At 65.9% G+C, this 21,994-nt stretch carries 20 protein-coding genes; 8 read left to right on the forward strand and 12 right to left on the reverse strand.

Going from position 1 to position 21,994, the window contains the following annotated elements:
* Nucleotides 1-6: 6 nt before the first annotated feature.
* The 6 genes from A3CW_RS0103425 to A3CW_RS52190 all read right to left on the reverse strand — a co-directional run bounded on the left by A3CW_RS0103425 (nucleotide 7) and on the right by A3CW_RS52190 (nucleotide 7,038).
* A complete protein-coding gene (locus A3CW_RS0103425) occupies nucleotides 7-1,023 on the reverse strand; it encodes a helix-turn-helix domain-containing protein (protein WP_028202318.1) in 1,017 nt (338 codons plus the stop codon).
* A gap of 227 nt (nucleotides 1,024-1,250) precedes the next feature.
* Nucleotides 1,251-2,051, reverse strand: a complete 801-nt coding sequence (gene eutC, locus A3CW_RS0103430; protein ID WP_028202319.1) for an ethanolamine ammonia-lyase subunit EutC — start codon at nucleotides 2,049-2,051, stop codon at nucleotides 1,251-1,253.
* Nucleotides 2,048-3,445 carry an ethanolamine ammonia-lyase subunit EutB gene (locus A3CW_RS0103435; RefSeq protein WP_028202320.1) on the reverse strand — a complete coding sequence of 466 codons (1,398 nt, stop codon included), beginning with the start codon at nucleotides 3,443-3,445 and terminating at the stop codon, nucleotides 2,048-2,050. Before A3CW_RS0103435 ends, eutC begins: the two co-directional genes overlap by 4 nt.
* Before the next feature lie 47 nt (nucleotides 3,446-3,492).
* On the reverse strand, nucleotides 3,493-4,935 hold the full coding sequence (gene eat, locus A3CW_RS0103440; protein ID WP_028202321.1) for an ethanolamine permease: 1,443 nt from the start codon (nucleotides 4,933-4,935) through the stop codon (nucleotides 3,493-3,495).
* A 168-nt stretch (nucleotides 4,936-5,103) separates the two neighbouring features.
* Complete coding sequence (locus A3CW_RS45085) at nucleotides 5,104-6,123, reverse strand: M23 family metallopeptidase (RefSeq protein WP_245623527.1); 1,020 nt, start codon at nucleotides 6,121-6,123, stop codon at nucleotides 5,104-5,106.
* Between the two features lie 705 nt (nucleotides 6,124-6,828).
* Nucleotides 6,829-7,038, reverse strand: a complete 210-nt coding sequence (locus A3CW_RS52190) for a hypothetical protein (protein ID WP_154677844.1) — start codon at nucleotides 7,036-7,038, stop codon at nucleotides 6,829-6,831.
* Here A3CW_RS52190 and A3CW_RS0103450 point away from each other — a divergent pair.
* From A3CW_RS0103450 to A3CW_RS0103465, 4 genes are read left to right on the forward strand one after another with little or no spacing between them, the layout of a single operon-like run.
* Entirely contained in the window at nucleotides 7,037-7,753 is a 717-nt protein-coding gene (locus tag A3CW_RS0103450; protein ID WP_028202322.1) for an ABC transporter permease, read from the forward strand. The genes A3CW_RS52190 and A3CW_RS0103450 overlap by 2 nt on opposite strands.
* Entirely contained in the window at nucleotides 7,750-8,673 is a 924-nt protein-coding gene (locus A3CW_RS0103455; RefSeq protein ID WP_028202323.1) for a glycine betaine ABC transporter substrate-binding protein, read from the forward strand. The genes A3CW_RS0103450 and A3CW_RS0103455 overlap by 4 nt, the downstream gene beginning before the upstream one ends.
* Before the next feature lie 15 nt (nucleotides 8,674-8,688).
* The gene (locus tag A3CW_RS0103460) at nucleotides 8,689-9,342 is read left to right on the forward strand and encodes an ABC transporter permease (RefSeq protein ID WP_028202324.1); all 654 of its coding nucleotides are present in this window, start codon (nucleotides 8,689-8,691) and stop codon (nucleotides 9,340-9,342) included.
* Entirely contained in the window at nucleotides 9,339-10,508 is a 1,170-nt protein-coding gene (locus A3CW_RS0103465; RefSeq protein WP_028202325.1) for an osmoprotectant ABC transporter ATP-binding protein OsmV, read from the forward strand. Before A3CW_RS0103460 ends, A3CW_RS0103465 begins: the two co-directional genes overlap by 4 nt.
* 13 nt (nucleotides 10,509-10,521) lie before the next feature.
* Here A3CW_RS0103465 and A3CW_RS0103470 read toward each other — a convergent pair whose 3' ends face one another.
* On the reverse strand, nucleotides 10,522-12,627 hold the full coding sequence (locus A3CW_RS0103470) for a TonB-dependent receptor (protein ID WP_407669694.1): 2,106 nt from the start codon (nucleotides 12,625-12,627) through the stop codon (nucleotides 10,522-10,524).
* Nucleotides 12,628-12,978: 351 nt separating this feature from the next.
* On the opposite strand from A3CW_RS0103470, the gene A3CW_RS45090 reads away from it, so the two are divergent.
* The 4 genes from A3CW_RS45090 (at nucleotide 12,979) to glgX (ending at nucleotide 16,498) form a co-directional block, all read left to right on the forward strand.
* Nucleotides 12,979-13,386, forward strand: coding sequence for a DUF6632 domain-containing protein (locus A3CW_RS45090; RefSeq protein ID WP_051481198.1), 408 nt, complete (start codon nucleotides 12,979-12,981; stop codon nucleotides 13,384-13,386).
* A 34-nt stretch (nucleotides 13,387-13,420) separates the two neighbouring features.
* Nucleotides 13,421-13,588, forward strand: coding sequence for a hypothetical protein (locus A3CW_RS53220; RefSeq protein WP_154677845.1), 168 nt, complete (start codon nucleotides 13,421-13,423; stop codon nucleotides 13,586-13,588).
* A gap of 123 nt (nucleotides 13,589-13,711) precedes the next feature.
* Nucleotides 13,712-14,035, forward strand: a complete 324-nt coding sequence (locus tag A3CW_RS0103485; protein ID WP_028202327.1) for an antibiotic biosynthesis monooxygenase family protein — start codon at nucleotides 13,712-13,714, stop codon at nucleotides 14,033-14,035.
* A gap of 285 nt (nucleotides 14,036-14,320) precedes the next feature.
* Complete coding sequence (glgX, locus tag A3CW_RS0103490) at nucleotides 14,321-16,498, forward strand: glycogen debranching protein GlgX (protein ID WP_028202328.1); 2,178 nt, start codon at nucleotides 14,321-14,323, stop codon at nucleotides 16,496-16,498.
* 102 nt (nucleotides 16,499-16,600) lie between these two features.
* Here glgX and A3CW_RS0103495 read toward each other — a convergent pair whose 3' ends face one another.
* The 5 genes from A3CW_RS0103495 to gsiB all read right to left on the reverse strand — a co-directional run bounded on the left by A3CW_RS0103495 (nucleotide 16,601) and on the right by gsiB (nucleotide 21,939).
* Nucleotides 16,601-17,434: a M55 family metallopeptidase gene (locus tag A3CW_RS0103495; protein WP_028202329.1), complete on the reverse strand. Its 834-nt coding sequence runs from the start codon at nucleotides 17,432-17,434 to the stop codon at nucleotides 16,601-16,603.
* Nucleotides 17,431-18,507 (reverse strand): DmpA family aminopeptidase, encoded by a 1,077-nt coding sequence (locus tag A3CW_RS0103500; RefSeq protein ID WP_051481199.1) that lies wholly within the window; start codon nucleotides 18,505-18,507, stop codon nucleotides 17,431-17,433. The genes A3CW_RS0103495 and A3CW_RS0103500 overlap by 4 nt, the downstream gene beginning before the upstream one ends.
* Nucleotides 18,504-19,397, reverse strand: a complete 894-nt coding sequence (gene gsiD, locus A3CW_RS0103505) for a glutathione ABC transporter permease GsiD (protein ID WP_028202331.1) — start codon at nucleotides 19,395-19,397, stop codon at nucleotides 18,504-18,506. Before gsiD ends, A3CW_RS0103500 begins: the two co-directional genes overlap by 4 nt.
* A gap of 7 nt (nucleotides 19,398-19,404) precedes the next feature.
* Entirely contained in the window at nucleotides 19,405-20,325 is a 921-nt protein-coding gene (gene gsiC, locus A3CW_RS0103510; protein ID WP_028202332.1) for a glutathione ABC transporter permease GsiC, read from the reverse strand.
* A 69-nt stretch (nucleotides 20,326-20,394) separates the two neighbouring features.
* Nucleotides 20,395-21,939, reverse strand: a complete 1,545-nt coding sequence (gsiB, locus tag A3CW_RS0103515; protein ID WP_028202333.1) for a glutathione ABC transporter substrate-binding protein GsiB — start codon at nucleotides 21,937-21,939, stop codon at nucleotides 20,395-20,397.
* Nucleotides 21,940-21,994 lie beyond the last annotated feature (55 nt).

The raw sequence follows: 21,994 nt of genomic DNA on the forward strand, positions 1-21,994 counted from the left end.
GGGAATTCAAGGCGATGCCACCGCGCGCAACGCCTCAGAAGGCCGCATGCCGAACATGCGCCGGTAGTCGGAGGCGAACTGGCTCAAATGCCAGAAGCCCCAGGCGGCGGCCACGTCCTGCACCGAACCGGCCGCGCGAGCGCACAGGTCGCGCCGGGCGCCGTTCAGGCGCAGCGCGCGCAGGTAGGTTGCGGGCGCCATGCCAAGGACATCCTGAAAGCAGTACTGGAGCGTGCGCCGGCTCACGTGCAGCTGCTCGCAAAGCTCCGGCACGCCGACCGGCCGCGCGCGATGCGCGAGCACGTAGTCGCGCGCCTGCGCAACGATCCAGCGGCGCCGCGACGCGGGCTCGGCAACCGCATCCGCGCTGCCCGCGCAGGCGTCGAATAGCGCGGCGAGCACTTCCGCCTGCAATGCATTACGCCCGGCGTCCGAAAGCGATGCGTTCGGCACGTTCTCATGCGCGTGGCCGCCATCGTCGAGACACCTCGCGAGCCGCGCGCAAAGGCGCTCGATGCTCGCCTCGCCGGCCTGCACGACAGGCGCAGCCGGCAGACGCTCTTCGAGCGCCGTGTGCTCGACCGCGGCGGCATAGTGGCGCATCACGTCGCCGCGCACGACCACGCCGTAGATCGAAAACTGTGCGGGCGTGAGCAACTCGAATTCGACGTTGCCCGGGCGCAGCGCAAACGCCTGCGCACCAAAGGGCTGCGCGTCGATACGCGCCTCGCCTTCGCGCGCGACCGGTATGCCGAACCACCAGGCGTCGCCGCGCACCTCGCACGCCTGGCGCAGCGTGTGGCTCGTGGTCTCGCGAAAGACCTTCATGGTGTCGAGCGGCAGCTCCGTGAGCGTGCCGACAAAGCGGCCCGCCGCGAGCTGGTCGTAGGTCTGCCGCCAGCCCACGAGGTTGCGCGCCTGTTCGTCGGCGTCGTGCGCCACGCTGACCACGGTGCGGGTGCCAGGCGCGTTCCATTGCGCCTGTCCGGCCGTGGCTTCGGTTCGCTCTGCCGTTTCGTTCATGGCTGCCTCCCAGTACGCGCTTGCTTCGATCGATCGTCGATTGATGCAAGAGTCGGGCCAGCGAGAACGGTATGCAGAACGGCAATGCCGGGCGCGGCGCTGCTCCACGGCGGCGCAATGGCGGTGAGAGGAGTGCTCAATCCCTGCACAGGCGGCGGCACCGCCGCGGTGCGTCGCCGGCTTCAATGGTGGCGGCGCATGCAGTCTCCGCGCTCGCGTGCAGACCTTCATGCAGACGTGATCTGCCCGGCCGCCCCGACGCCCGGCAGCGTCGCGTCGCTATCGTCCTTCAGTCCGACGCCGGTCAGCCCGAGCCGCCGCGCGTGCGTGAGGAGGTAATGGAGCTTGTGCGCGGCCGCTTCATACGGCAGCCCTTCGGGACGCACGTTCGAGATGCAGTTGCGCTGCGCGTCATGGCAGCCCACCTTCGGCGCATAAGTGAGATAGACGCCGAGGCTGTCTGGCGAGCTAAGCCCTGGCCGCTCGCCGATCAGCATCGCTACGAGTTTCGCACCCAGCAACTCGCCAATCTCGTCGCCGAGCGCCACGCGTGCCTGACGCGCGACCACCACCGGGCCGATGCGCCAGCCCGCGAGGCGCGCGCGCACCGCGAGCAGCAGCGGCGCGGCCTGTTTCGCGGCCGCGATCGCCGAGAGGCCGTCGCCGATCACGAACACGACTTCGGGCGGCTCGTCACGCGCAGCAGTGGCCAAACCCGCCGCTTCGACCAACGCTGCCCGGCTCGCCTCCGACAAGCGCCGCCCCAGGTCCGGCCGGCGCAAATAATGTTGCCGGTCCGGCGCCGCGCTTTCCACGCCGAGCGTGGCGAAGCCTTCGGCTTCGAGCGTGCGCCGCAAGGCTTCGGCGTCGAGCGGGTGATGCACGGCGTCGCGCGCCTGCGCGTGCGAGAGATTGAACGCGAGCAGCGGCGCCGTAGGCAAGCCGTTGCCCGCGCGCCCGAGCGCGATGCGCGCGTTCGTGAACGCCTTGAGACCGCCCCATGGGTTCTTTTCGACGGCGTCGCTCATGCGTCGATCCCCATCCATTCGTGCGCGCCCGCGAGCAGCGGCACGCGCGCGGAGCCTGGCAGGAGCGCGCCTTTCGCGTCGACGATCTCCATGGTCTCGAGCCACTCCTCGAACTCCGGCGCGCGGCGCAGGCCGAGCAGATCGCGCACGTAGAGCGCGTCGTGAAACGAGGTGCTCTGGTAGTTGAGCATCACGTCGTCCGCGCCCGGAATGCCCATGATGAAGTTGATGCCGGCTGCGCCCAGCAGCGTGAGCAGCGTGTCCATGTCGTCCTGGTCGGCTTCGGCGTGGTTCGTATAGCAGATGTCGCAGCCCATGGGCACGCCCAGCAGCTTGCCGCAGAAGTGATCTTCGAGCCCCGCGCGTATGATCTGCTTTCCGTCGTACAAATACTCGGGGCCGATGAAACCGACCACCGTATTGACGAGGAACGGCTCGAACTTGCGCGCGACTGCATAAGCGCGCACCTCGCAGGTTTGCTGGTCCACGCCGTAGTGCGCGTTCGCCGAGAGCGCGCTACCCTGCCCCGTCTCGAAGTACATGAGGTTGTTGCCAACCGTGCCGCGCTTGAGCGAGAGCGCCGCCTCGCGCGCCTCCTGCAACAGCGCCAGCGAAATGCCGAAGCTCGCGTTCGCCTTTTCCGTGCCCGCGATCGACTGGAACACGAGGTCGACAGGCGCGCCCTTTTCGATCGCCGCGATCGTGTTGGTGACGTGCGTGAGCACGCAGGACTGCGTGGGCACGCGGTAGCGCTCGCGAAACCCGTCGATCATCGCGAGCAGCTTCACGATGGCCGCCAGGCTGTCTGTTGCGGGATTGATGCCAATCATCGCGTCGCCGCAGCCATACATCAGGCCGTCGAGCATCGAGGCGGCGATGCCCTTCACGTCGTCGGTCGGATGGTTCGGCTGCAGGCGCACCGACATCCGGCCGGGCAACCCCACGGTGTTGCGAAAGCGCGTAACCACGGGGCGCTTCTTTGCCACGGCGATCAGGTCCTGATTGCGCATGAGCTTCGACACCGCCGCGACCATCTCGGGCGTGAGGCCCGGCGCCAGGCGCTCGAGCGCTTCGGTATCTGCCGCCCCGGAAAGGAGCCAGTCGCGAAAGTCGCCCACCGTGAGGTGCGCAACGGCCGCGAACGCGGTGGCATCGTGATCGTCGACGATCAGGCGCGTGACCTCGTCGTCTTCATAAGGCACGAGCGCTTGCGCGAGAAACGCCTTGAGCGGCACCGCGGCAAGCGCCATTTTCGCGGCCACGCGCTCCTCTTCGCTCGCCGCCGCCACGCCCGCGAGCTGGTCGCCGGAGCGCAGCGGGCTGGCTTTGGCGAGCAGCGTCTTGAGGTCCGCGAAGCGGTAGGTGCGCGCGCCGATCGTCTCCGTATAGTTCATGCGTTGGACTCCTCCAAAGCCAGGGCCTGTGAACAAGCCCTGGAGGCTCACTCCTCGAGCAGCCCCTCGACGGACATTCCCTCGCGCTGCGTGCGCGTGGCGAGGAAATACGCGTAGCCGAGCGCGAGGAACACCACGAACACCCCCGCGACCAGCGCATTGAAATACACCATCGTGCCGAGGCAAACGAGCGCGGCCACGAGCGCGAACGCCGGGAAAAACGGGTACAGCGGCGCGCGAAACGGCCGGTCCATAGCCGGCTGCACGCGGCGCAGCTTGAAGAGCGCCGCCATGCTGACAATGTACATCACGATCGCGCCGAACACCGACATCGTGACGATGTTGGCCGTGAGCGTCTGCCCGCCGAACTGGATCAGCTCGTCGCTATAGATCGCGGCGATGCCCACCGCGCCGCCCGCGAGGATCGCGCGATACGGCGTCTTGAAGCGCGGATGGATTTTCGCGAGCCACGCGGGGAGATAGCCTTCGCGGGCCAGCGCGAAGATCTGCCGCGAATAGCCGAGGATGATGCCGTGAAACGAGGCCACGAGACCGAACAGCCCGAGCCAGACGAGCATGTGCATCCAGCCGCTGTGCTCGCCGACGATGAACTTCATGGCCTGCGGCAGCGGGTCGTTGATATTGGCGAGTTTGGTCCAGTCTCCCGCGCCGCCCGCGAACACCATCACGCCCACGGCGAGCGCGACGAGCGTGAGAATGCCGGCCACGTAGGCGATGGGAATCGAGCGGCGCGGGTTCTTCGCTTCCTCGGCGGCCATGGCGACGCCTTCGATCGCGAGGAAGAACCAGATGGCGAACGGAATCGCGGCGAACATGCCATGGAACGAGCCCAGCGAAAAGTGATCGTTACCCGACCAGCCGCCCTTCGTGAAGTGGCTCCATGCGAAGCCCGGCGACACCACGCCCATGAACACGAGCAGCTCGAAGATGGCGAGCAGCGTGACGATCAGCTCGAAGGTCGCGGCGATCTGCACGCCCACGATATTGAGCGCCATGAACACGAGATACGCACCCATGGCCGCGTGTTTGGGCTCGAGCCCCGGGAACTGCACGTGCAGGTACGCGCCGATGGCGAGCGCGATGGCGGGCGGCGCGAATACGAATTCCACTAGCGTGGCCGCCCCCGCCAGATACCCGCCGGTCGGCCCGAACGCGCGGCGGGCATAGGCGAAAGGGCCGCCCGCATGCGGAATGGAGGTGGTGAGTTCGGTGAAGCTGAAGATGAACGTGGTGTACATCGCCGCGACGAACAGCGCCGTGATGACGAAGCCGAGCGTGCCGGCGCTGGCCCAGCCGTAGCTCCAGCCGAAGTACTCGCCCGATATCACGAGGCCGACTGCGATGCCCCACAACTGCCACGTGCCGAGCGTCTGATTGAGCGCGGGCGCGCCTGCGCCGCCTGCGTTGCCAACTACGGTGCCAGGTGTGGTGCCAACTGCAGCAGGGCGTGCGTTCGACTCGCTTTGCATGGTTTTCTCCCTCTGGGTGGCCCGGGCGGCCGGCCCTGGCCGCCACGGTTGAGTGGAACCATGCTATTGAGTCATTAATCGACGTGTTATCGAAAATCGGCAAATCGCGTTTGCGGCGCAGCACGCGCCGCGGCGTGCTTCCTTGCGGCAGCCTTTCGCGCGTTGTGCCTAAAGCAGTGGATCGATGAGCGCGACCTGCTGCGCGAAGCGCTGCTTGTCCTCGCCCTGCAAGGGGTCGCGATGCGGCAAGTCGACGGTCAGCGGATCCTGCGCGACCTGATCCACGTGCACCTCATAGTGCAGATGCGGACCCGTCGCCCAACCCGTCGCGCCCACGTACCCGATCACCTGCCCTTTGCTCACCGTCTGCCCGACCTTCAAGTGCTTCGCAAAGCGCGCGAGATGGGCGAAGGTCGTGGAGTAAGGGCCGAAGTTCTCGAGCTTCACGACCTTGCCGTAGCCCGTCTGCCAGCCGGCGAACGTCACGGTGCCGCGAGCGGTCGCGTGAACGGGCGTGCCGACGGGCGCCGCGAGATCCACACCTTCGTGCGGCTGCACGCGATGCGTGACCGGATCGAGCCGTCGCAGCGAGAAGTGCGAAGACACGCGCGTGAACTTCACGGGATAGCGCAAGAACGATGGCGCGGCAGCATGGCCGTCGGCCGAATAATAGAACGCCTTGCCCGCGAGGTTCCGGTAGAGAAAGAGATCGTGCGAGACGTTGCCGTTCGAGATGCGGATCGCGACCGGCGTGTCGTCTGAAGACGCTGTGCTCTGTGGCGCGCCGGCATTCGCAGCGCTCACGTCGTTTGCATCTTTTGCTTCGCTCGCGCCATTCGCGCCGCTCGTGTCATTGCGAAACACGAAGCGGATCTCGCTGCCGCGTTGAAGATCGCGCCGGAAATCGAGGCGGCCCGAGAACGCGCGCGCCAGCCTCGCCGTCGTCGCTGCATCCACGCCGAGACGCTGGGCCGCCTCGGAAAAGCTGTGCCCGACCACGGCGGTCTCCACGCGATACGCCGGCGCGCTTTCGCTCGCGGGCGCCGCGCTGGCCGCTGCCTGCGACGCGGCATCTTGCGCCGGCGCTGCAGCCGTCACTGTCGCCGCGTCGGCAAGCGGATCGTCGGTGGCAACGTTCGCGTGTCGATGGGCGAGCCACGCGGCGCTCGTCAAACCGATTGCTGACACAACGATGAGTTTCCCCGCGAGGCCCGGGGAGGCCGCTATTGCACGAAAAGCCATGAATCGAATGACGGATTGCAGAGCAGAGAGACGCGAGCGGGCGCCGCGCTTCTCAAGGTGAAATCGGAAGTGAGATCGATGGCCGCAACGTTGAATCGGCGAGCATCGATGATGCGAAGCGCTTCAAAATAAATGGCCTTTCTTAAACGAATCTTAAGAAAGCGAAAAGAGCGGAACATTCTGCCGCAGCGCCTCGATGCAGCACCGGGAACGTCGATTGCTAAAGCCCACGACGCAAAAGTGCATACCTGTACGGCACTTTCTGTCACCTTTTTATAAACGGGAAATGCTACCGAAAGATCTTTATCCGGATAACTGATTAATTTCCCAAAATGACACCCCGAATGCAACCCTGCCTGTTATACGTCAACTCGCGATCGCTCCCCAAGGTAGACGCACCTAATCGAATGATCTATACTGATCTCGTTTCGATCACAACGAAGTCGTTCTCGTGCGCATTGAGATACCCGGTCCACGCTAAAGGGCCGCTGTGTCGCAAGCGCCGTTCAAACGGGCCTCCGGCCCTCGCGTAGCGGTTCAAAGCCGCCGCATCCATGCCGTCATCAGGCGGTTTTCTGCTCCAGCGCGCATCGATCTGCTCGGTGCCGTTGAGCTGAACATGACAACCAGAAGAACGCGAGAAGCGCGTTCCTACCACTGCGGCCACGTAGCCATCGTGCGCGGGCGGTCTGGTTTTCGTCCGCTTTTTTGTCCGCTTTTCTGTCCGTTGTTTTCGTCGGTTCCAATCGCGGCCATGCCGGGATCACGAACTTCCTTCGCGGCGCCTTGAGCATCCTCTTGGGCGTCCCCGCCGCGCAGCGTTGCGCCGCGCGGCACAAAAACAAGGAGGCGTACCTTCATGACTCGACGCTCTGCCCTGCTCGCGGGCAGCCTGATCGCCCTTGCCGTCATCGCGTGGGCCCTCTCACGCGCCATCGGCGCCGATACGTGGCAAAGCCACGCAGGCGACCTCGCTTACTACACCGGGCGGCACCTGCTGCTCGTCGGCTATTCGATGGTGCTCGCCGTCGTGGTCGGCGTGCCCGCCGGCGTGCTGCTCAGCCGGCCGCGCTTCGCGCGCCAGGCCGAACGCTTCATGCAGATCTTCAACGTGGGCAACACGATTCCGTCGCTCGCGGTGCTCGCCATTGCGCTCGGCGTGTTCGGCATCGGCGACATTCCCGCGATCGTCGCGCTCTTTCTCGCGTCGCTGCTGCCCATCACGCGCAATACCTATGAGGGCGTGAAGAACGTGCCGGGCGCACTGCGCGAAGCCGCGCGCGGCATCGGCATGACGGGCTGGCAGTCGCTCACGCGCGTGGAATTGCCGGGTGCGCTGCCCATCATCGTGGGCGGCGTGCGCACCGCGCTCGCCATCAACGTGGGCACCGCGCCGCTCGCGTATCTGATCGGCGCCGACAGCCTGGGCTCGCTCATTTTCCCCGGCATCTATCTGAACGATCAGCCCTTGCTGCTGCTCGGCGCCGCGTTCACGGCCGCGCTCGCGCTCGTGCTTGACGGCGTGGTCGCCGCCGGCAGCCATCAGTGGCTCTCGCGTCACGGAGGGCTCGCATGATCTTCGCGTCACCCTTCAAATCCCTGCGCCGCTTCGTTCAGGCCTGCGTGATCGGCAGCGCGCTCGTTGCCGCCGCCACGCCCGCATTCGCGCAACCCAAGCTCGTACTGGGCGCGAAGAACTTCACCGAGCAATACGTGCTCGCCGAAGTCACCGCGCAATACCTGCGCTCGCGCGGCTATACCGTGGAGGTGCGCTCCGGCCTCGGCAGCACGCTCATGCGCAGCGCGCTCGAGAACGGCCAGTTCGACCTCGTATGGGACTACACGGGCACGGCGGCACTCGTCTACGACAAGCTGACGGAAAAGCTTTCGCCCGAAGCGATGTACGAGCGCGTGAAGGCGCTCGATGCGCCGCGCGGTCTCGTCTGGCTCAACGCCTCGCCGCTCAACGACACGTATGCATTAGGTCTGCCAAGCAAATTCGCCGAGGAAACCGGCATCACCACGGTCTCGCAGCTTGCGCAAAGGTTGAAGACGGACCCCGACGCGAAGCGCTACGTGTTCGGCATGGACGCCGAGTTCGCGAATCGCCCGGATGGTCTCAAGCCGCTGCTCGCGACCTACGGCATGAGCTTTCACCGCTCGCAGATGAAGCAGATGGACCCCGGCCTCGTCTACACGGCGCTGCATAACAACCAGCTGAAGATCGGCCTCGTCTACACCACCGATGGCCGCGTGAAAGGCTTCGGCATCGTGCCGCTCGAAGACGACAAGCACTTCTTCCCGCCGTACAACGCCACGCCGGTGGTGCGCAAGGAAGTGCTGGAGCGCAATCCCAGGCTGGCCGCGCAGCTCAACGCGCTTTCCGCCGCCCTCAACAACGACGTGATGCAAGACATGAACAAGGCCGTGGATCTGGACGGCAAGCCCGCCCAGCAAGTGGCGGCGGAGTTCCTGCGCACGCATCCGCTCCCCTGAAGGAGGCCAGGCCATATGAACGTATTCGACTATCTCGCTTCGAGCTGGCCCGAGCTGCTGCAGCTCACGCTCCAGCATCTCTACCTCGTGGGCATCGCCGTGGGCTGCGCGATCATCGCGGGCGTGCCGCTCGGCGTGCTCATCAGCCGCCACGACTGGCTCGCGGCGCCGCTGCTGGGCGTTGCGACCATCATCCTCACGCTGCCCTCCATCGCGCTGTTCGGCCTGATGATTCCGGTGTTCTCGCGCTTCGGCCAGGGCATTGGCGCGGTGCCCGCCATCACGGCCGTGTTTCTCTATTCGCTGCTGCCCATCATGCGCAACACCTACCTCGCGCTGCGCAACGTGGACGCGGGCATCAAGGAAGCCGGCACCGGCATTGGCATGACGTCGTGGCAGCGGCTGCGTCTCGTCGACTTGCCGCTGGCCGTGCCCGTGATTCTCGCGGGCGTGCGCACGGCAGTCGTGATGAACATCGGCGTGATGACCATTGCCGCCGTGATCGGCGCGGGCGGCCTCGGCACGCTGATCATTCGCGCCATTGGCCAGAGCAGCATGATGAAGCTGCTCGTGGGCGCCGTGCTCGTGAGCGTGCTCGCGATCGCCGCCGACCTGTTGTTGCAGATGCTGCAGCGCGCATTGACACCGAAAGGAGTACAGAAGACATGATCGAACTCGACCAACTGACGAAGACCTTCACGCAGAAAGACGGCCAGACCGTGCGCGCCGTCGACTCGGTGAGCCTTTCGGTGGCCGAAGGCGAGATCTGCGTGTTCCTCGGCCCGTCGGGCTGCGGCAAGACCACCACGCTCAAGATGATCAACCGGCTGATCGAGCCGACCTCTGGCCGCGTGCTCATCAACGGCGAGGACACCACGGGCCTGAACGAAGTGGATCTGCGCCGCCGCATCGGCTATGTGATCCAGCAGATCGGCCTGTTTCCGAACATGACGATCGCGGAGAACATCACGGTCGTGCCGCGCCTGCTCGGCTGGGACAAGAAGCGCTGCGCGGAGCGCGCGGCGGAGCTGATGTCGATGGTCGCGCTCGACCCGAAGCTGTATTTGAAGCGTTATCCGCGCGAGCTTTCGGGCGGCCAGCAGCAACGTATCGGCGTGATTCGCGCGCTGGCCGCCGACCCGCCCGTACTGCTCATGGACGAGCCGTTCGGCGCGGTCGATCCGATCAATCGCGAGGCCATCCAGAACGAGTTCTTCCAGATGCAGCGGCAACTGAAGAAGACCGTCATCATGGTGAGCCACGATATCGACGAGGCGATCAAGCTGGGCGACCGCATCGCGGTGTTCCGGCGCGGCAGGCTCGTGCAGTACGACCATCCCGATACACTGCTTGCGCGCCCGCATGACGACTTCGTCGCGCAGTTCGTGGGCCAGGACAGCACGCTCAAGCGCCTGTTGCTCGTGAAGGCCGGCGACGCCGCCACGCAGCCCGAAACGGCGCGCGCCGAAACGCCGCTCTCGCACGCGTTCGCCGCGATGGACGAAAGCGATTCGCGCTACCTCACCGTGCTCGACGAAGCCCAGCATGCGCTCGGCTTCGTGGCGCGCCGCGCCGCGCGTGGGGCCGAAGGCGTGTGCGGCGATCGCATCACGCCCTTCCCGGCCACCGTTTCCGTCGACGACAACCTGCGCATCGTGCTCTCGAAGATGTACCAGTTCCGCGCCTCGTGGATGCCGGTGCTCGACGCCGAGGGCGCCTACGTGGGCGAGATCACGCAGGATTCGATCGCCGACTATCTGAGCTCGGGCCGCTCGCGGCAGCAGACCGGACAGCCGCCGAGCGCGGCGGTGCGGCCGGCGGCTGCCACCGTGTGAGCGGCATGACGCGCTAGAACGTGGTGCGCAATCCGACCATGACACTGCGCCCGCCCTCGGGCGCGATGTCGCGCACCACGGAACTGGCATAGCGCACGTCCTGATTCGTGAGATTGTCGCCGCGCACATAAGCGAGCCAGTTCGTTGCGCCCACATGGAATTTGTAGGTGAGCGCCAGCGCGAGCGTGGTGTAGCCTGCGGTCGGCAAATCGTCTTCAGGCACGCGGTTTTGCGCCCATGCGTGCACGAGTTCGGCGTGCGCGCCGAACGGGCCGTAGCCGTAATCGGCGTTCAGCGTCGCGCGCAACGGCGCAATGCGCGGCAGCGGCGCGCCCGTATCCACGTTGCGCGCGTGCGTGTAGTCGGCGGCCAAGCCGATATCGAGCCGATGCGCGCCGCGCTCCAGCACGCGCCAGCGCCCTTCCAGTTCCACCCCATAGAATTCCGCGGGCACACCGCGGTAGACGGCCTCGTTGAGCGCATCCGCGGTGCCGGCGGGCACGGGCGTGTCGCCGTCGTCCACGAGGCGGCCGGTGTTGTACTCCGTGAGGTAATTGCGAAAGCGGCTGTAGAACACGCCCGCGCTCGCCTTGTTGGGGCCGCTCGCGTAGCGCAGCGAAAGATCCGTGGAAACGGCCTTTTCCTTCTGTGCGTCGGGGTTGCCGATCAAATACTGGCCAGTCGCGTCGTGCGGGCCGTTTGCGTAAAGCTCGTAGAACGTCGGCGCGCGCTCGGTGTACGCCACGCTGCCCACCACCGACCATACGGGCGTGAGCTGGTAGAGCGCGCCCGCCGAGAGACTGCCCGCGTTGAAGTCGCGCGCCTGCACGCCCGCGAACTTCGTGCCGTCTTCGCCCGCCACCGGATCGAGCTTCACATGCTCGAGGCGCCCGCCCAGACTCAGCTTCAGCGCCGGCGTCACGTTCCATTCTTCCAGACCGAACAGCGCGACATTGGTGGTTTGCGTGGTCGGCACGAGCGCCTCGTCGCCTAGCGCCGAGAAGGTGTTCTGGCTCACCTGCACGCCGAAGGCGCCCTCCAGCGGCCCGATTTTCTCGTGGCGCGCTTCCAGGCGCGCTTCGTAGCCGTGGTTACGGAACGTCGTGCTCGTTTCGCCGTTGTCGATCTCGCGATGTTCGTAGTCCGTATAACCGAAATCGAACTTGAGCTGGCTGATCGGCCCCTGCAGGTTGCGCACTTCGGACGCGAGCGCCACATGGTCCTGATGCATGCGCAGGCGCACGTCGTCTTCGGCCACGGAGCCGTAGTTCGCGTCGAAGCCGTTGTACGAGATGCCCGCGTAGCCGTCGGCCCAGGTGTACGAGGAGCCGACCGCGCCGCCGTGCCAGCGCCCGTCGCTGTTCGGGATGCTGCCATAGGGCTCTTCGGCATCGGGACCGTCCAGCGTGCGTTGCTGCGCCGAGTGCGCGTAGCCGGGAATGCGCTGGTTGCTCGTGTCGCGGGCGAAGGCGTCCACGTGGAACGCGAAGCCGCCGTTGCCGCCCTCCACCTGCGCCGCGCCGGCGCGCGCGTCGTTCGCGCCGCCGTAGCTCGCATCCACCGCGCCGCTGACGCCCGAAATCGGCTCGCGCGGAATGCGGTTGTCGATCGTGTTGACCACGCCGCCAATCGCATTGCCGCCGTACAGCAGCGCGGCCGGCCCGCGCACGATCTCGACGCGCTCGATCGAGAGCGGATCCTGCGGCACCGCGTGGTCGTACGAGAGCGACGAGGCGTCGAACGCGGCCACGCCGTTCTGCAGCAGGCGGATGCGGTCGCCGTCCATGCCGCGAATGATCGGACGCCCGACCATGGGGCCGTAGGTCGTCGTCGAAACACCCGGCAGGCCGTTGAGCGTTTCGCCCAGCGAGTTGGCGCGGCGCAGAACGAGCGCGTCACCGTAGAGCGCGGTGGAGGGCGCCGTGAGAGCGGTGTTGCCGAGCGGGTTCGCGGTGACGAACACCGGCGCGAGCGTCGCGACGCCAGGCGTTGCGACGCCCTGCCGGGTGTCGCCAGCCGCGGCGTCGACCGCATTCGTTGCCGGCGATTGGGCATGAGCCAGCGCACCGCAGAGCGCGAGCGGCAAGGGGGCGAGCGGCAGGACGCGCGCGAAGCGCAGCCCCGCCAGCAACGCGGACAAGGACGTAAAAGGGATGGTCGCCACGATGGTTTCTTGTTTGCGTCGTTGGAGTGATGCGCGGCGAACGTCCGGGCCCAGGTGGACGCCCGCCGCACAGGGTTGTGGCTGCAGCTCGACGCGAATGTTACGTTATAACATTACTAACTGTGAAGGGAATTTTGACGAATGGCTTTCAGTTCACCGCCACCACGCACGAGCGAAGTTGCGCTGAACATCGCTCATCGCGCCGGTAAGTTGCGCAAATTAGCGCGTTAATCGCAAAGGACTTGCGCGAGAAACCGCGTGCGCGCATATTCCCCATACTGTCAGACGGACACAACGAGGTGCGCCATGGACGACTCGACACGGCTCAAAAGCCTCTCCATCGCCCTATACGCGGTCGGCGCGATCGCCACCTTCGCGATCTACCCGCTGATGGTGCTCTGGCCGTCCGGCTGGACCTGGCACTCGGGCCACTCTGACTACCCGCTGATGATCGTCGGCATCTACGCCACGCTGGGCGTGTTCCTCATGCGCGCCGCGCGCCGTCCGCTCGAGCATTTGAGCCTGATCTGGTTCGCGGTGTGGTCGAGCGTCGTGCACGGCTCGATCATGACGGTCCAGTCGCTGGCGTCGCCCGGCCATCTCGGCCATCTGCTCGGCGACGTGCCCGCCCTCTTTCTCGTCGCCGCCGTGCTGGCCGCGCTCACGCCGCGACGGGCGAACGTCCGTGCTCCGGTGGTGGCGACTGGGTTATAAGGAGGCCAAAGCAAACCTCCCTCTGTTCTCGGGCGTGAGCGCCGCTCATGGTCGTGCGCAGGTCGACACCGCCGTCACGCAGATGGACGAAGTCACGCAACAAAACGCGGCGCTCGTCGAGCAGGTCACCGCGGGCGCCCAGGCGCCCGACACGCAGTCCACCAGGCTTGCCGGCACCGTGCAGGTGTTCCGCGTCGGCTGAGGCCGGGGGACTGACGCGGCGCGAGCGCCTTCACGGCCTCTTATAATCGAAGCTCGAAGCGGCGGCGGGCGCAGTCACCGCCGCCCTGCCTATCGATTTTTCGTACGCGAAGAGGAACGCCGCATGTATATCGCCATGAACCGCTTCAAGGTCGCGCCAGGCTCCGAGGCCGCATTCGAGGAAGTCTGGGCCACGCGCGACACGCACTTGAAGCAAGTGCCCGGCTTCATCGAATTTCATCTGCTCAAAGGCCCGCAGCGCGAAGACCACGTGCTCTACGCGAGCCACACGATCTGGGCGAGCCACGCGCACTTCGAAGACTGGACGCGCTCCGACGCCTTTCGCGCGGCACATCGAAACGCGGGCAATACGGGCGGCGCAAACCGTCCGGTCTATTTGAGCCACCCCGAGTTCGAAGGCTTCGAAGTCGTGCAAACCGTGAAATAGGCGGTGCACGCGGAGTCGTCAAGAAAATCGGTAAATCTGTGCACGCGCTGCGCCAAAGCTACACGCTCGCAGCGCGCACCGCCGCCTGACGCAGCAACGCACGTTGCGATCCACGGCGATACACAATCTTCTTCGCTGCCGCCGTGCCCCGTGCATCCGGCCCCTCTCCCTCGTCTTCCCGCTGCGCCGCGCGTCTTAGGCCCAAACCTTGCTTGATACAAGCCCCCGCCCTCGCGCGCAACGGTGTTGGAGGCGCGCGCCATCGCGTCCCCAACCGACGAGCCCATGAAGAAAAAAACCGCTACCCGCATCGTAGAAGGACAACCGTTCCCCCTCGGCGCCACCTGGAACGGCCGCGGTGTGAACTTCTCGCTCTTCTCCGCGAACGCTACGAAGGTCGAGTTGTGTCTCTTCGACAAGAGCGGCGTGCGCGAACTCGAACGCATCGAGTTGCCCGAATACACCGACGAAGTGTGGCACGTCTATCTGCCCGAACTCGAACCGGGCGCCATCTATGGGTATCGCGTGCATGGGCCGTACGAGCCGCAAGCGGGCCATCGCTTCAATCCGCACAAGCTGCTGCTCGATCCCTATGCGAAGGCGCACGTGGGCACGATGCGCTGGCATCCCGCCGTGTTCGGCTACACGATCGGAAGCCGCGACGGCGATCTTTCGTTCGACACGCGAGACAGTGCGCGCTATGTGCCGCGCTGCCGCGTGGTCGATCAGGGCTTCACATGGCACCACCCGATGCGCGAGCGTGTGCCGCGCGAGCGCACGATCATCTACGAAACGCACGTGCGCGGCTACACGATCCGCCATCCCGAGGTGCCGCCCGAAGAGCGCGGCACCTTCGCCGGGCTCGCGCAAACACCGGTGCTCGAATATATGCGCGGGCTTGGCGTGACCTCCGTGGAGCTACTGCCCATTCATACCTTCGTGAACGACTCGCACCTGCTCGAACGCGGTCTCACGAACTACTGGGGCTACAACACCATCGGCTTCTTCGCGCCGGACCCGCGCTACTCGGTGGGCGCGCACGGCTCGATCGACGAGTTCAAGAACATGGTGGACCGCCTCCACCAGGCGGGTCTCGAAGTGATACTCGACGTGGTTTACAACCACACGGCCGAAGGCAGCGAACTCGGCCCGACGCTCTCGTTTCGCGGCATCGACAATGCTTCGTACTACCGGCTACCCGAAGACAGGCGCTATTACATCAACGACACCGGCACGGGCAATACGCTCAATCTCTCGCACCCGCGCGTACTGCAGATGGTCACGGACAGCCTGCGCTACTGGGTGCTGGAAATGGGCGTGGACGGCTTTCGCTTCGACCTCGCGACGATCCTGGGGCGCGAGCCCTACGGCTTCGACGAAGGCGGCGGCTTTCTCGACAGCTGCCGCCAGGACCCGATTCTCGCGAGCGTGAAGCTGATTGCCGAGCCGTGGGACTGCGGGCCGGGCGGCTACCAGGTGGGCGGTTTCCCGCCCGGCTGGATGGAATGGAACGACCGCTTTCGCGACACCGCGCGCGCCTGGTGGAAAGGCGACGAAGGCAAGGCGCCCGAACTCGCCACGCGCCTGTGCGCCTCCGGCGACAGCTTCAACCGGCGCGGGCGGCGGCCATGTTCAAGCGTGAACTTCGTCACCGCGCACGACGGCTTCACGCTGAACGATCTCGTTTCGTACAACGAGCGTCACAACGAAGCCAACGGCGAAGAGAACCGCGACGGCCACGGCGACAATCTCTCGTGGAACTGCGGGGCGGAAGGCCCGACCGACGACCCCGAAATCCGCGCGCTGCGCGAGCGCCAGAAGCGCAACTTCCTCGCCACCTTGCTGCTCTCGCAGGGCACGCCGATGCTGCTCGCGGGCGACGAGTTCGGCCGCACGCAGCGCGGCAACAACAATGCGTACTGCCAGGACAACGAGGTGAGCTGGGTAGACTGGGAGGGCATTGACGACACGGGCCGCGCGCTCGCCGACTTCGTGCGCAAGCTCACCGCGCTACGCCATGCGCTGCCGGTGCTGCGACGCAACCGATTTCTCATCGGCGAGCACAACGCCGCGCTTGACGTCACCGACGTCGAATGGCTCTCGCCCGCAGCCGTGCCGATCGCTCAGGAGCAGTGGGACGACTCGGCCATGCGTTGTTTCGGCATGCTGATCGATGGACGATCGCAAACGAGCGGCATCATGCGCCTCGCTTCGGATGCGACGATGCTCATCGTGCTCAACGCCTATCACGACGTGGTGGATTTCACGCTGCCTTCCGTGCCGGGCAACGACCAGTGGAACTGCCTCATCGACACGAATATGCCCGTGCGCGACGAGCTGCCCGAATTCGAGGCGGGCGATGTCTACCAGGTGACCGGCCGCTCGCTACTGCTGTTCGCGCTGCACGCGCGTGGCGCGACGCGGCGGGTGTTCGACCGCCTGGAGGAAGATCTCACCGGGTGATCGGCGGGCTTTTTTGCGGATTGGTGGCGAAGCCGCCGATCCGTTGTGCGACGTGTGGCGGGGCTGACAGTTAGTTGCACAATGCGGCGAACGACCGCCGCCTCATCGCAGCACCGCCGACATCGCCGACAAGCTATTGAGCGTGCGCACGAGGGACTCGGCCGTTGGCGCCACGAACCGGATCACGCAGCCCGCCGTGCGCTCCACTCCCGGCCACTGCGCAAAGAGGTCAGCCAGTGCAGTAGTCTGCGTATGCAGCTCGCACGTGCGCACACGCGGCGCCGCACACGCGCGGTCCCACCATGCGCCGTCGCGTGCCATCTGCCCGACGGCTTCGCGCGCCGCGTCGCGAATCCGCTCGCGGCTCGCGGCGGGCGTCAGCAGGTCGCCGCTCGCGTGGCCGCCGGCGCGCTTCACCACCACGAACTTCGCATCGGGAAAAGCGGGCCGTATTTCGCCTTCGAACACATCGTCACCGCTGAGCAGCGCCACTCGTGCGCCGTATTCCTGCGCGAGCGCGCCATACAGCCCCGCCTCGCCCGTCGCCACGCCATCGACGAGCACGCGCGCAAACGCAAAACTGTTGATGGTGTGCGCAAGCATGCCGCGGCTTTGCGCCATGGCGTGATAGCCGATCATGAAAACGAGCGCGGGCCGGTGCTCGAGCCCCGCCATCATGCCCAGCGTGCGCGGCTTACCGAGTATCACGCGTGCGCGCGCATCGATCTCGTCGAGCAGCAGGTTGTTGAAGCCGCCATGCGAGTCGTTGACCCACACCTCGCTCGCGCCGCCCGAGAACGCGCCCTCCACGGCCGCGTTCGCTTCGAGCGTCATCCAGCGGCGGGCCTGCTCGTACTCGGCGTTTCCCGCGCGCGTTTGCTGAACGTTGAAGACGCCGCCTATGCCTTCGATATCGACCGAGATGAGGACCTTCACGCTTGCGCTCCGCCTGAAAGCAGATCGGCGAGATCGGGCGCCGCTTCGCGCAGCGCGAGACGCACGTGGCCATCGCGACCCTGCACGGTGCTCGCGCACCACAAGGCGTCGAGAATGGCTTGCTCGACGCAATCGGCGCTCGCCTGAAACAGCGGATCGAGCTGCGAGTCGGCGAGCAGGGGCGGCAACGCGTGGGTCGGCGCGTCGTGCGCCAATGTGTACGCGGTGCTGAACGCCATGGCGATATCGCCGCTGCCGTGTCCATAGACGGACCCCGTGCGCGCGAGACCCGCTGCCGCGCGCATCGACACGCGTCGAAGCTGCCGCGTGTCGAGCGGCGCGTCCGTGGCGATCAGCATGATGATCGAGCCCTTCTCGGGCTCCTGCGCTGCGCGATTGGACGCCGCGCGCGCCGCAAGCTCGCGCCCCACGGGCACGCCGCCGATCGTCAGCATCGGCAAGCGGCCGAAGTTCGCCAGCACGAGCGCGCCCACGGTGTACTGCGCGAGCGCCGCCTGCACCACGCGCGACGCCGTGCCGATGCCGCCCTTCAGGTCGAAGCTCGACATGCCGCGGCCCGCGCCTACGCTGCCACGCGCGAAGTCAGCGTTCGCAGCGGCGCAGGCAGCGAGATAGTGTTCCTCATGAACCGCCGGCGCCTGAATATCGTTTAGATAGCCGTCGTTGCACTCGAACACGAGCGGATTGACGGTCGGCAGGCCGCGCCCGATTAGCGGATTCGCCGCGACCGCCGCGCGAATCTGCGCCTGCGCGAGTGTGCCCACCGCAAACGTGTTGCTCAGCGCGACCGGCGTTTCGAGCACGCCCAACTCTTCGAGCTGCATGAGCCCGATGCTCTTGCCGAATCCGTTGATCACGCAAACGCTCGCCGGCACCTTCTCGCGAAACAGGTCGCCTGCATGCGGCAACAGCACGGTCACGCCGGTTTGCACCTCGCCCGCGTCGAGCGTGCAATGTCCGACGCGCACGCCGGCTACGTCGGCAATCGTTCCCGTCGCCCCGCTCGCCAGGGTGCCGACATGCGGCGCGGTATCTCCACGATCGATGCTCATGCGCGGTCCAGCTTCGGGTCGAGTGCGTCGCGCAAGCCGTCGCCCAGCAGATTGAACGCGAGCACGGTGAGGAAGATGGCGAGGCTCGGGAACAGCGCGATATGCGGCGCCGTCACCATATCGGCGCGCGCCTCGTTGAGCATGGCGCCCCACTCCGGCGTGGGCGGCTGCGCGCCAAGGCCGATGAACGACAGGCTCGCCGCGGTGATGATCGACGTGCCGATACGCATGGTCAGATACACGATCACGGACGACACGGTGCCCGGCAGAATATGGCGCATGATGATCGTCCAGTCCGACGCGCCAATGCTGCGCGCGGCCTCGACATAGGTGAGGTGCTTGAGCATGAGCGTGTTGCCGCGCACGAGCCGCGCGAACGCCGGAATGCTGAATACCGCCACCGCACAGACCACGTTGATCATGCCGTTGCCGAGGATCGCCACCACGCCGATGGCGAGCAGAATGCCTGGGAATGCGAACAGCACGTCGGCCACTCGCATGGTGATGCGGTCCCACCAGCCTTCGTAGTAGCCCGCGAGCAAGCCGAAGAACGTGCCGATCACGGCGCCCAGCGCCACGGAAAGAAAGCCCGCCGCGAGCGATATGCGCGTGCCCGCGAGAATGCGGCTGAAAATATCGCGGCCCAGCGCGTCCACGCCGAACCAGTGGGCAGCCGACGGACCCGCGTTGAGCGAGTCGTAGTCGAAGTAATTTTCCGGGTCGTAAGGCACGAGATGCGGCGCGAACACCGCGATCACCACCAGCAGCAGCACGAATGCGCCCGCGCCGAGCGCGACATGCTGCTTGCGGAACTTGCGCCAGAATTCGCGCCACGGCGTGCGGATCGCTTCGTCCTCTGCGCGTGCGTCAACGTTTAGGGTCGTGCTCATGGCGGGCTCACCTGAATCGAATGGTCGGATTGATGACCGCGTACAGCACGTCCACGATCAGATTGATGACGATGAACTCGAGCGAGAACAACAGCACTTCGGCCTGAATCACGGGGTAATCGCGCATCGAAACCGAATCGATGAGCAGCCGCCCGAGGCCCGGCCAGTTGAACACCACCTCCACGACGATCGAGCCGCCCAGCAGGAAGCCGAACTGCAGGCCCATCATCGTGACGACGGGAATCATCGCGTTGCGCAGGCAATGCTTGATCACCACCCATTGTTCGGCCACGCCCTTCGCGCGCGCCGTGCGCACGAAGTCCTCGTTGAGCACCTCGACGAAGGAGGCCCGCGTGAAGCGCGCCATCACCGCCGCCACCGCCGCACCGAGTGTGATCGACGGCAGCACGTAGCTGCGCCAGGAACCGTCGCTCACCACGGGCAGCCAGCCCAGGCGCACCGAGAACAGCTCCATGAGCGCCATGCCGAGCGCGAAAGCCGGAAACGAAATGCCCGACACCGCGAGCGCCATGCCGATGCGATCGGGCCAGCGATTGCGCCACACGGCCGAGACGATGCCGATCGCCATGCCGAACACCACGGCCCAGACCATGCTGGTGAGCGTGAGCAGCAGCGTGGGCATGAAGCGCTCGCCGATTTCGGTGACAACGGGGCGCTTGCTGCGCATGGAAACACCGAAATCGCCGTGAGCGATGCGCACGAAGAAGTGGAGGAACTGCTGCGGCAGCGACTGGTCGAGGCCGAGGTCGGCGCGTACGAGCGCGACCGTGGCGTCGTCCGCTTCGGGACCGGCCGCGAGGCGCGCCGGGTCGCCCGGCAGCAGGTGCACGAACAGGAACACCAGGACCGCGACGATCAGGAGCGTCGGCAGCAGACCCAGCGAGCGTTTGACAATGAAATTCAGCATGAGCGCGTTACTGCATCGGGGCGTGCGCGCCGCACCGGAACCAACCGTTCCGGCGCGGTGCGCAACGCATTAGCGAATCGAGATCTCGTCGAAGTTGAACGAGCCGTCCGGCGCCACATACGCGCCCGCCAGGCGCTTGCTGCGGGCGTACACGACTTTCTCCTTGACGAGGAACACCCACGGGGCGTCGGCCCAGATGCGCTTTTGCGCGTCGGCGTAGAGCGCCGTCTTTTGCGCGCGGTCCGTCGTTTCGAGCGCCTTCGCGAGGTCCTCATCGACCGCCGGGTTCTTGTAGTACGCCGTATTCATGAGCTTGGGCGGCCACGATGCCGAAGCGAGCAGCGGCGAGATGCCCCAGTCCGCCTCGCCCGTGGACGACGACCAGCCGATGTAATACATGCGCACGCCCGCCGTTGCCGGGTCCTGCGCGCTTTCCACACGCGCGACCGCAGTGCCCGTTTCGAGCGCTTCGACGTTCGCCTTCACGCCCACCTGCGCGAGTTGCTGCTGCACGAACTGAATGGCCTTTTGCGCGGTCGAGTTGTTATACGCCGACCACAGTGTCGTTTCGAAGCCGTTCGGGTAACCGGCCTGCTTGAGCAGTTCTCGCGCCTTGGCCGGATCGTAAGGCCAGGGGCCGAGCTTGACCGAATAATCCACGCCTTGGGGCAGCACACCGTCCGAAGGCAGCGCATAGCCCCCGAACGCCACCTTGGCCAGTGCGTCCTTGTTGATCGCGTAGTTCAGCGCCTGGCGCACGAGCGGGTTGTCGAACGGCTTCTTCGCGGTGTTCAGGCTGATGTAGCGCTGGATGATCGAGGGCGTGGCGATCAAGTCCACCTTCGGGTTCGACTGGAACGCGCTCGCCTGCTCGAACGGAATGCGGAAGGCGAAGTCCGCTTCGCCGGTGCGCATGAGCGCCGCGCGCGTGTTGTTGTCGGCCACCGGCTTCCAGTCGATCTCGTCGATCTTCGGGTAGCCCTTCTTCCAGTAGCCGTCGAACTTGTGGACGACGAGGTCGCCAGCCGGGTCCCACTTCACGAAAGCGAACGGGCCAGTGCCCACCGGATGCAGGCCGATGTCCTTGCCCCACTTCTTCATGGCCGCCGGCGAGATCATCACCGCCGAAGGGTGCGCGAGCACGTTCACGAACGCCGAAAACGGCGCGCTCAGCGTGACCTTCACCGTGTACGGATCGACCACTTCGGTCTTCGCGATGCGGCGGAACATGTTGTAGCGCTTCAGGTGGTTCGCCGGGTCCGTCACGCGGTCGAAGTTCGCCTTCACGGCCGCCGCGTTGAAGTCGGTGCCGTCCTGGAACTTCACGCCCTCGCGCAGCTTGAAGGTATAGACGAGGCCGTCGCCGCTCACTTCATAGCTCGTGGCGAGCACGTTGGTGAGCTTGAGGTCCTTGTCGAAACCGAACAGGCCCTGGTAGAACGACTTCGAAACCGCCTGCGAGAGCGTGTCGTTGGCGTCGTACGGGTCGAGCGTCGAGAAGGTCGAATCGACGGCCATCACGGCGCGCTGTCCGGCGGCCTGTGCCGCGCTCGCGCCCGCGATCAGCGCGAGTGCGAGCGCGCTGCCTTTCATCCATGTTTTGACTTCTTTCATCAATCAGGTCTCCATAACAATGAATCTTGACGACTCAGCGAAACGATCCAGCTAA

Origin of the sequence: Paraburkholderia nodosa DSM 21604 (genome assembly GCF_000519185.1) — a bacterium.
GTDB classification, from domain to species: domain Bacteria; phylum Pseudomonadota; class Gammaproteobacteria; order Burkholderiales; family Burkholderiaceae; genus Paraburkholderia; species Paraburkholderia nodosa.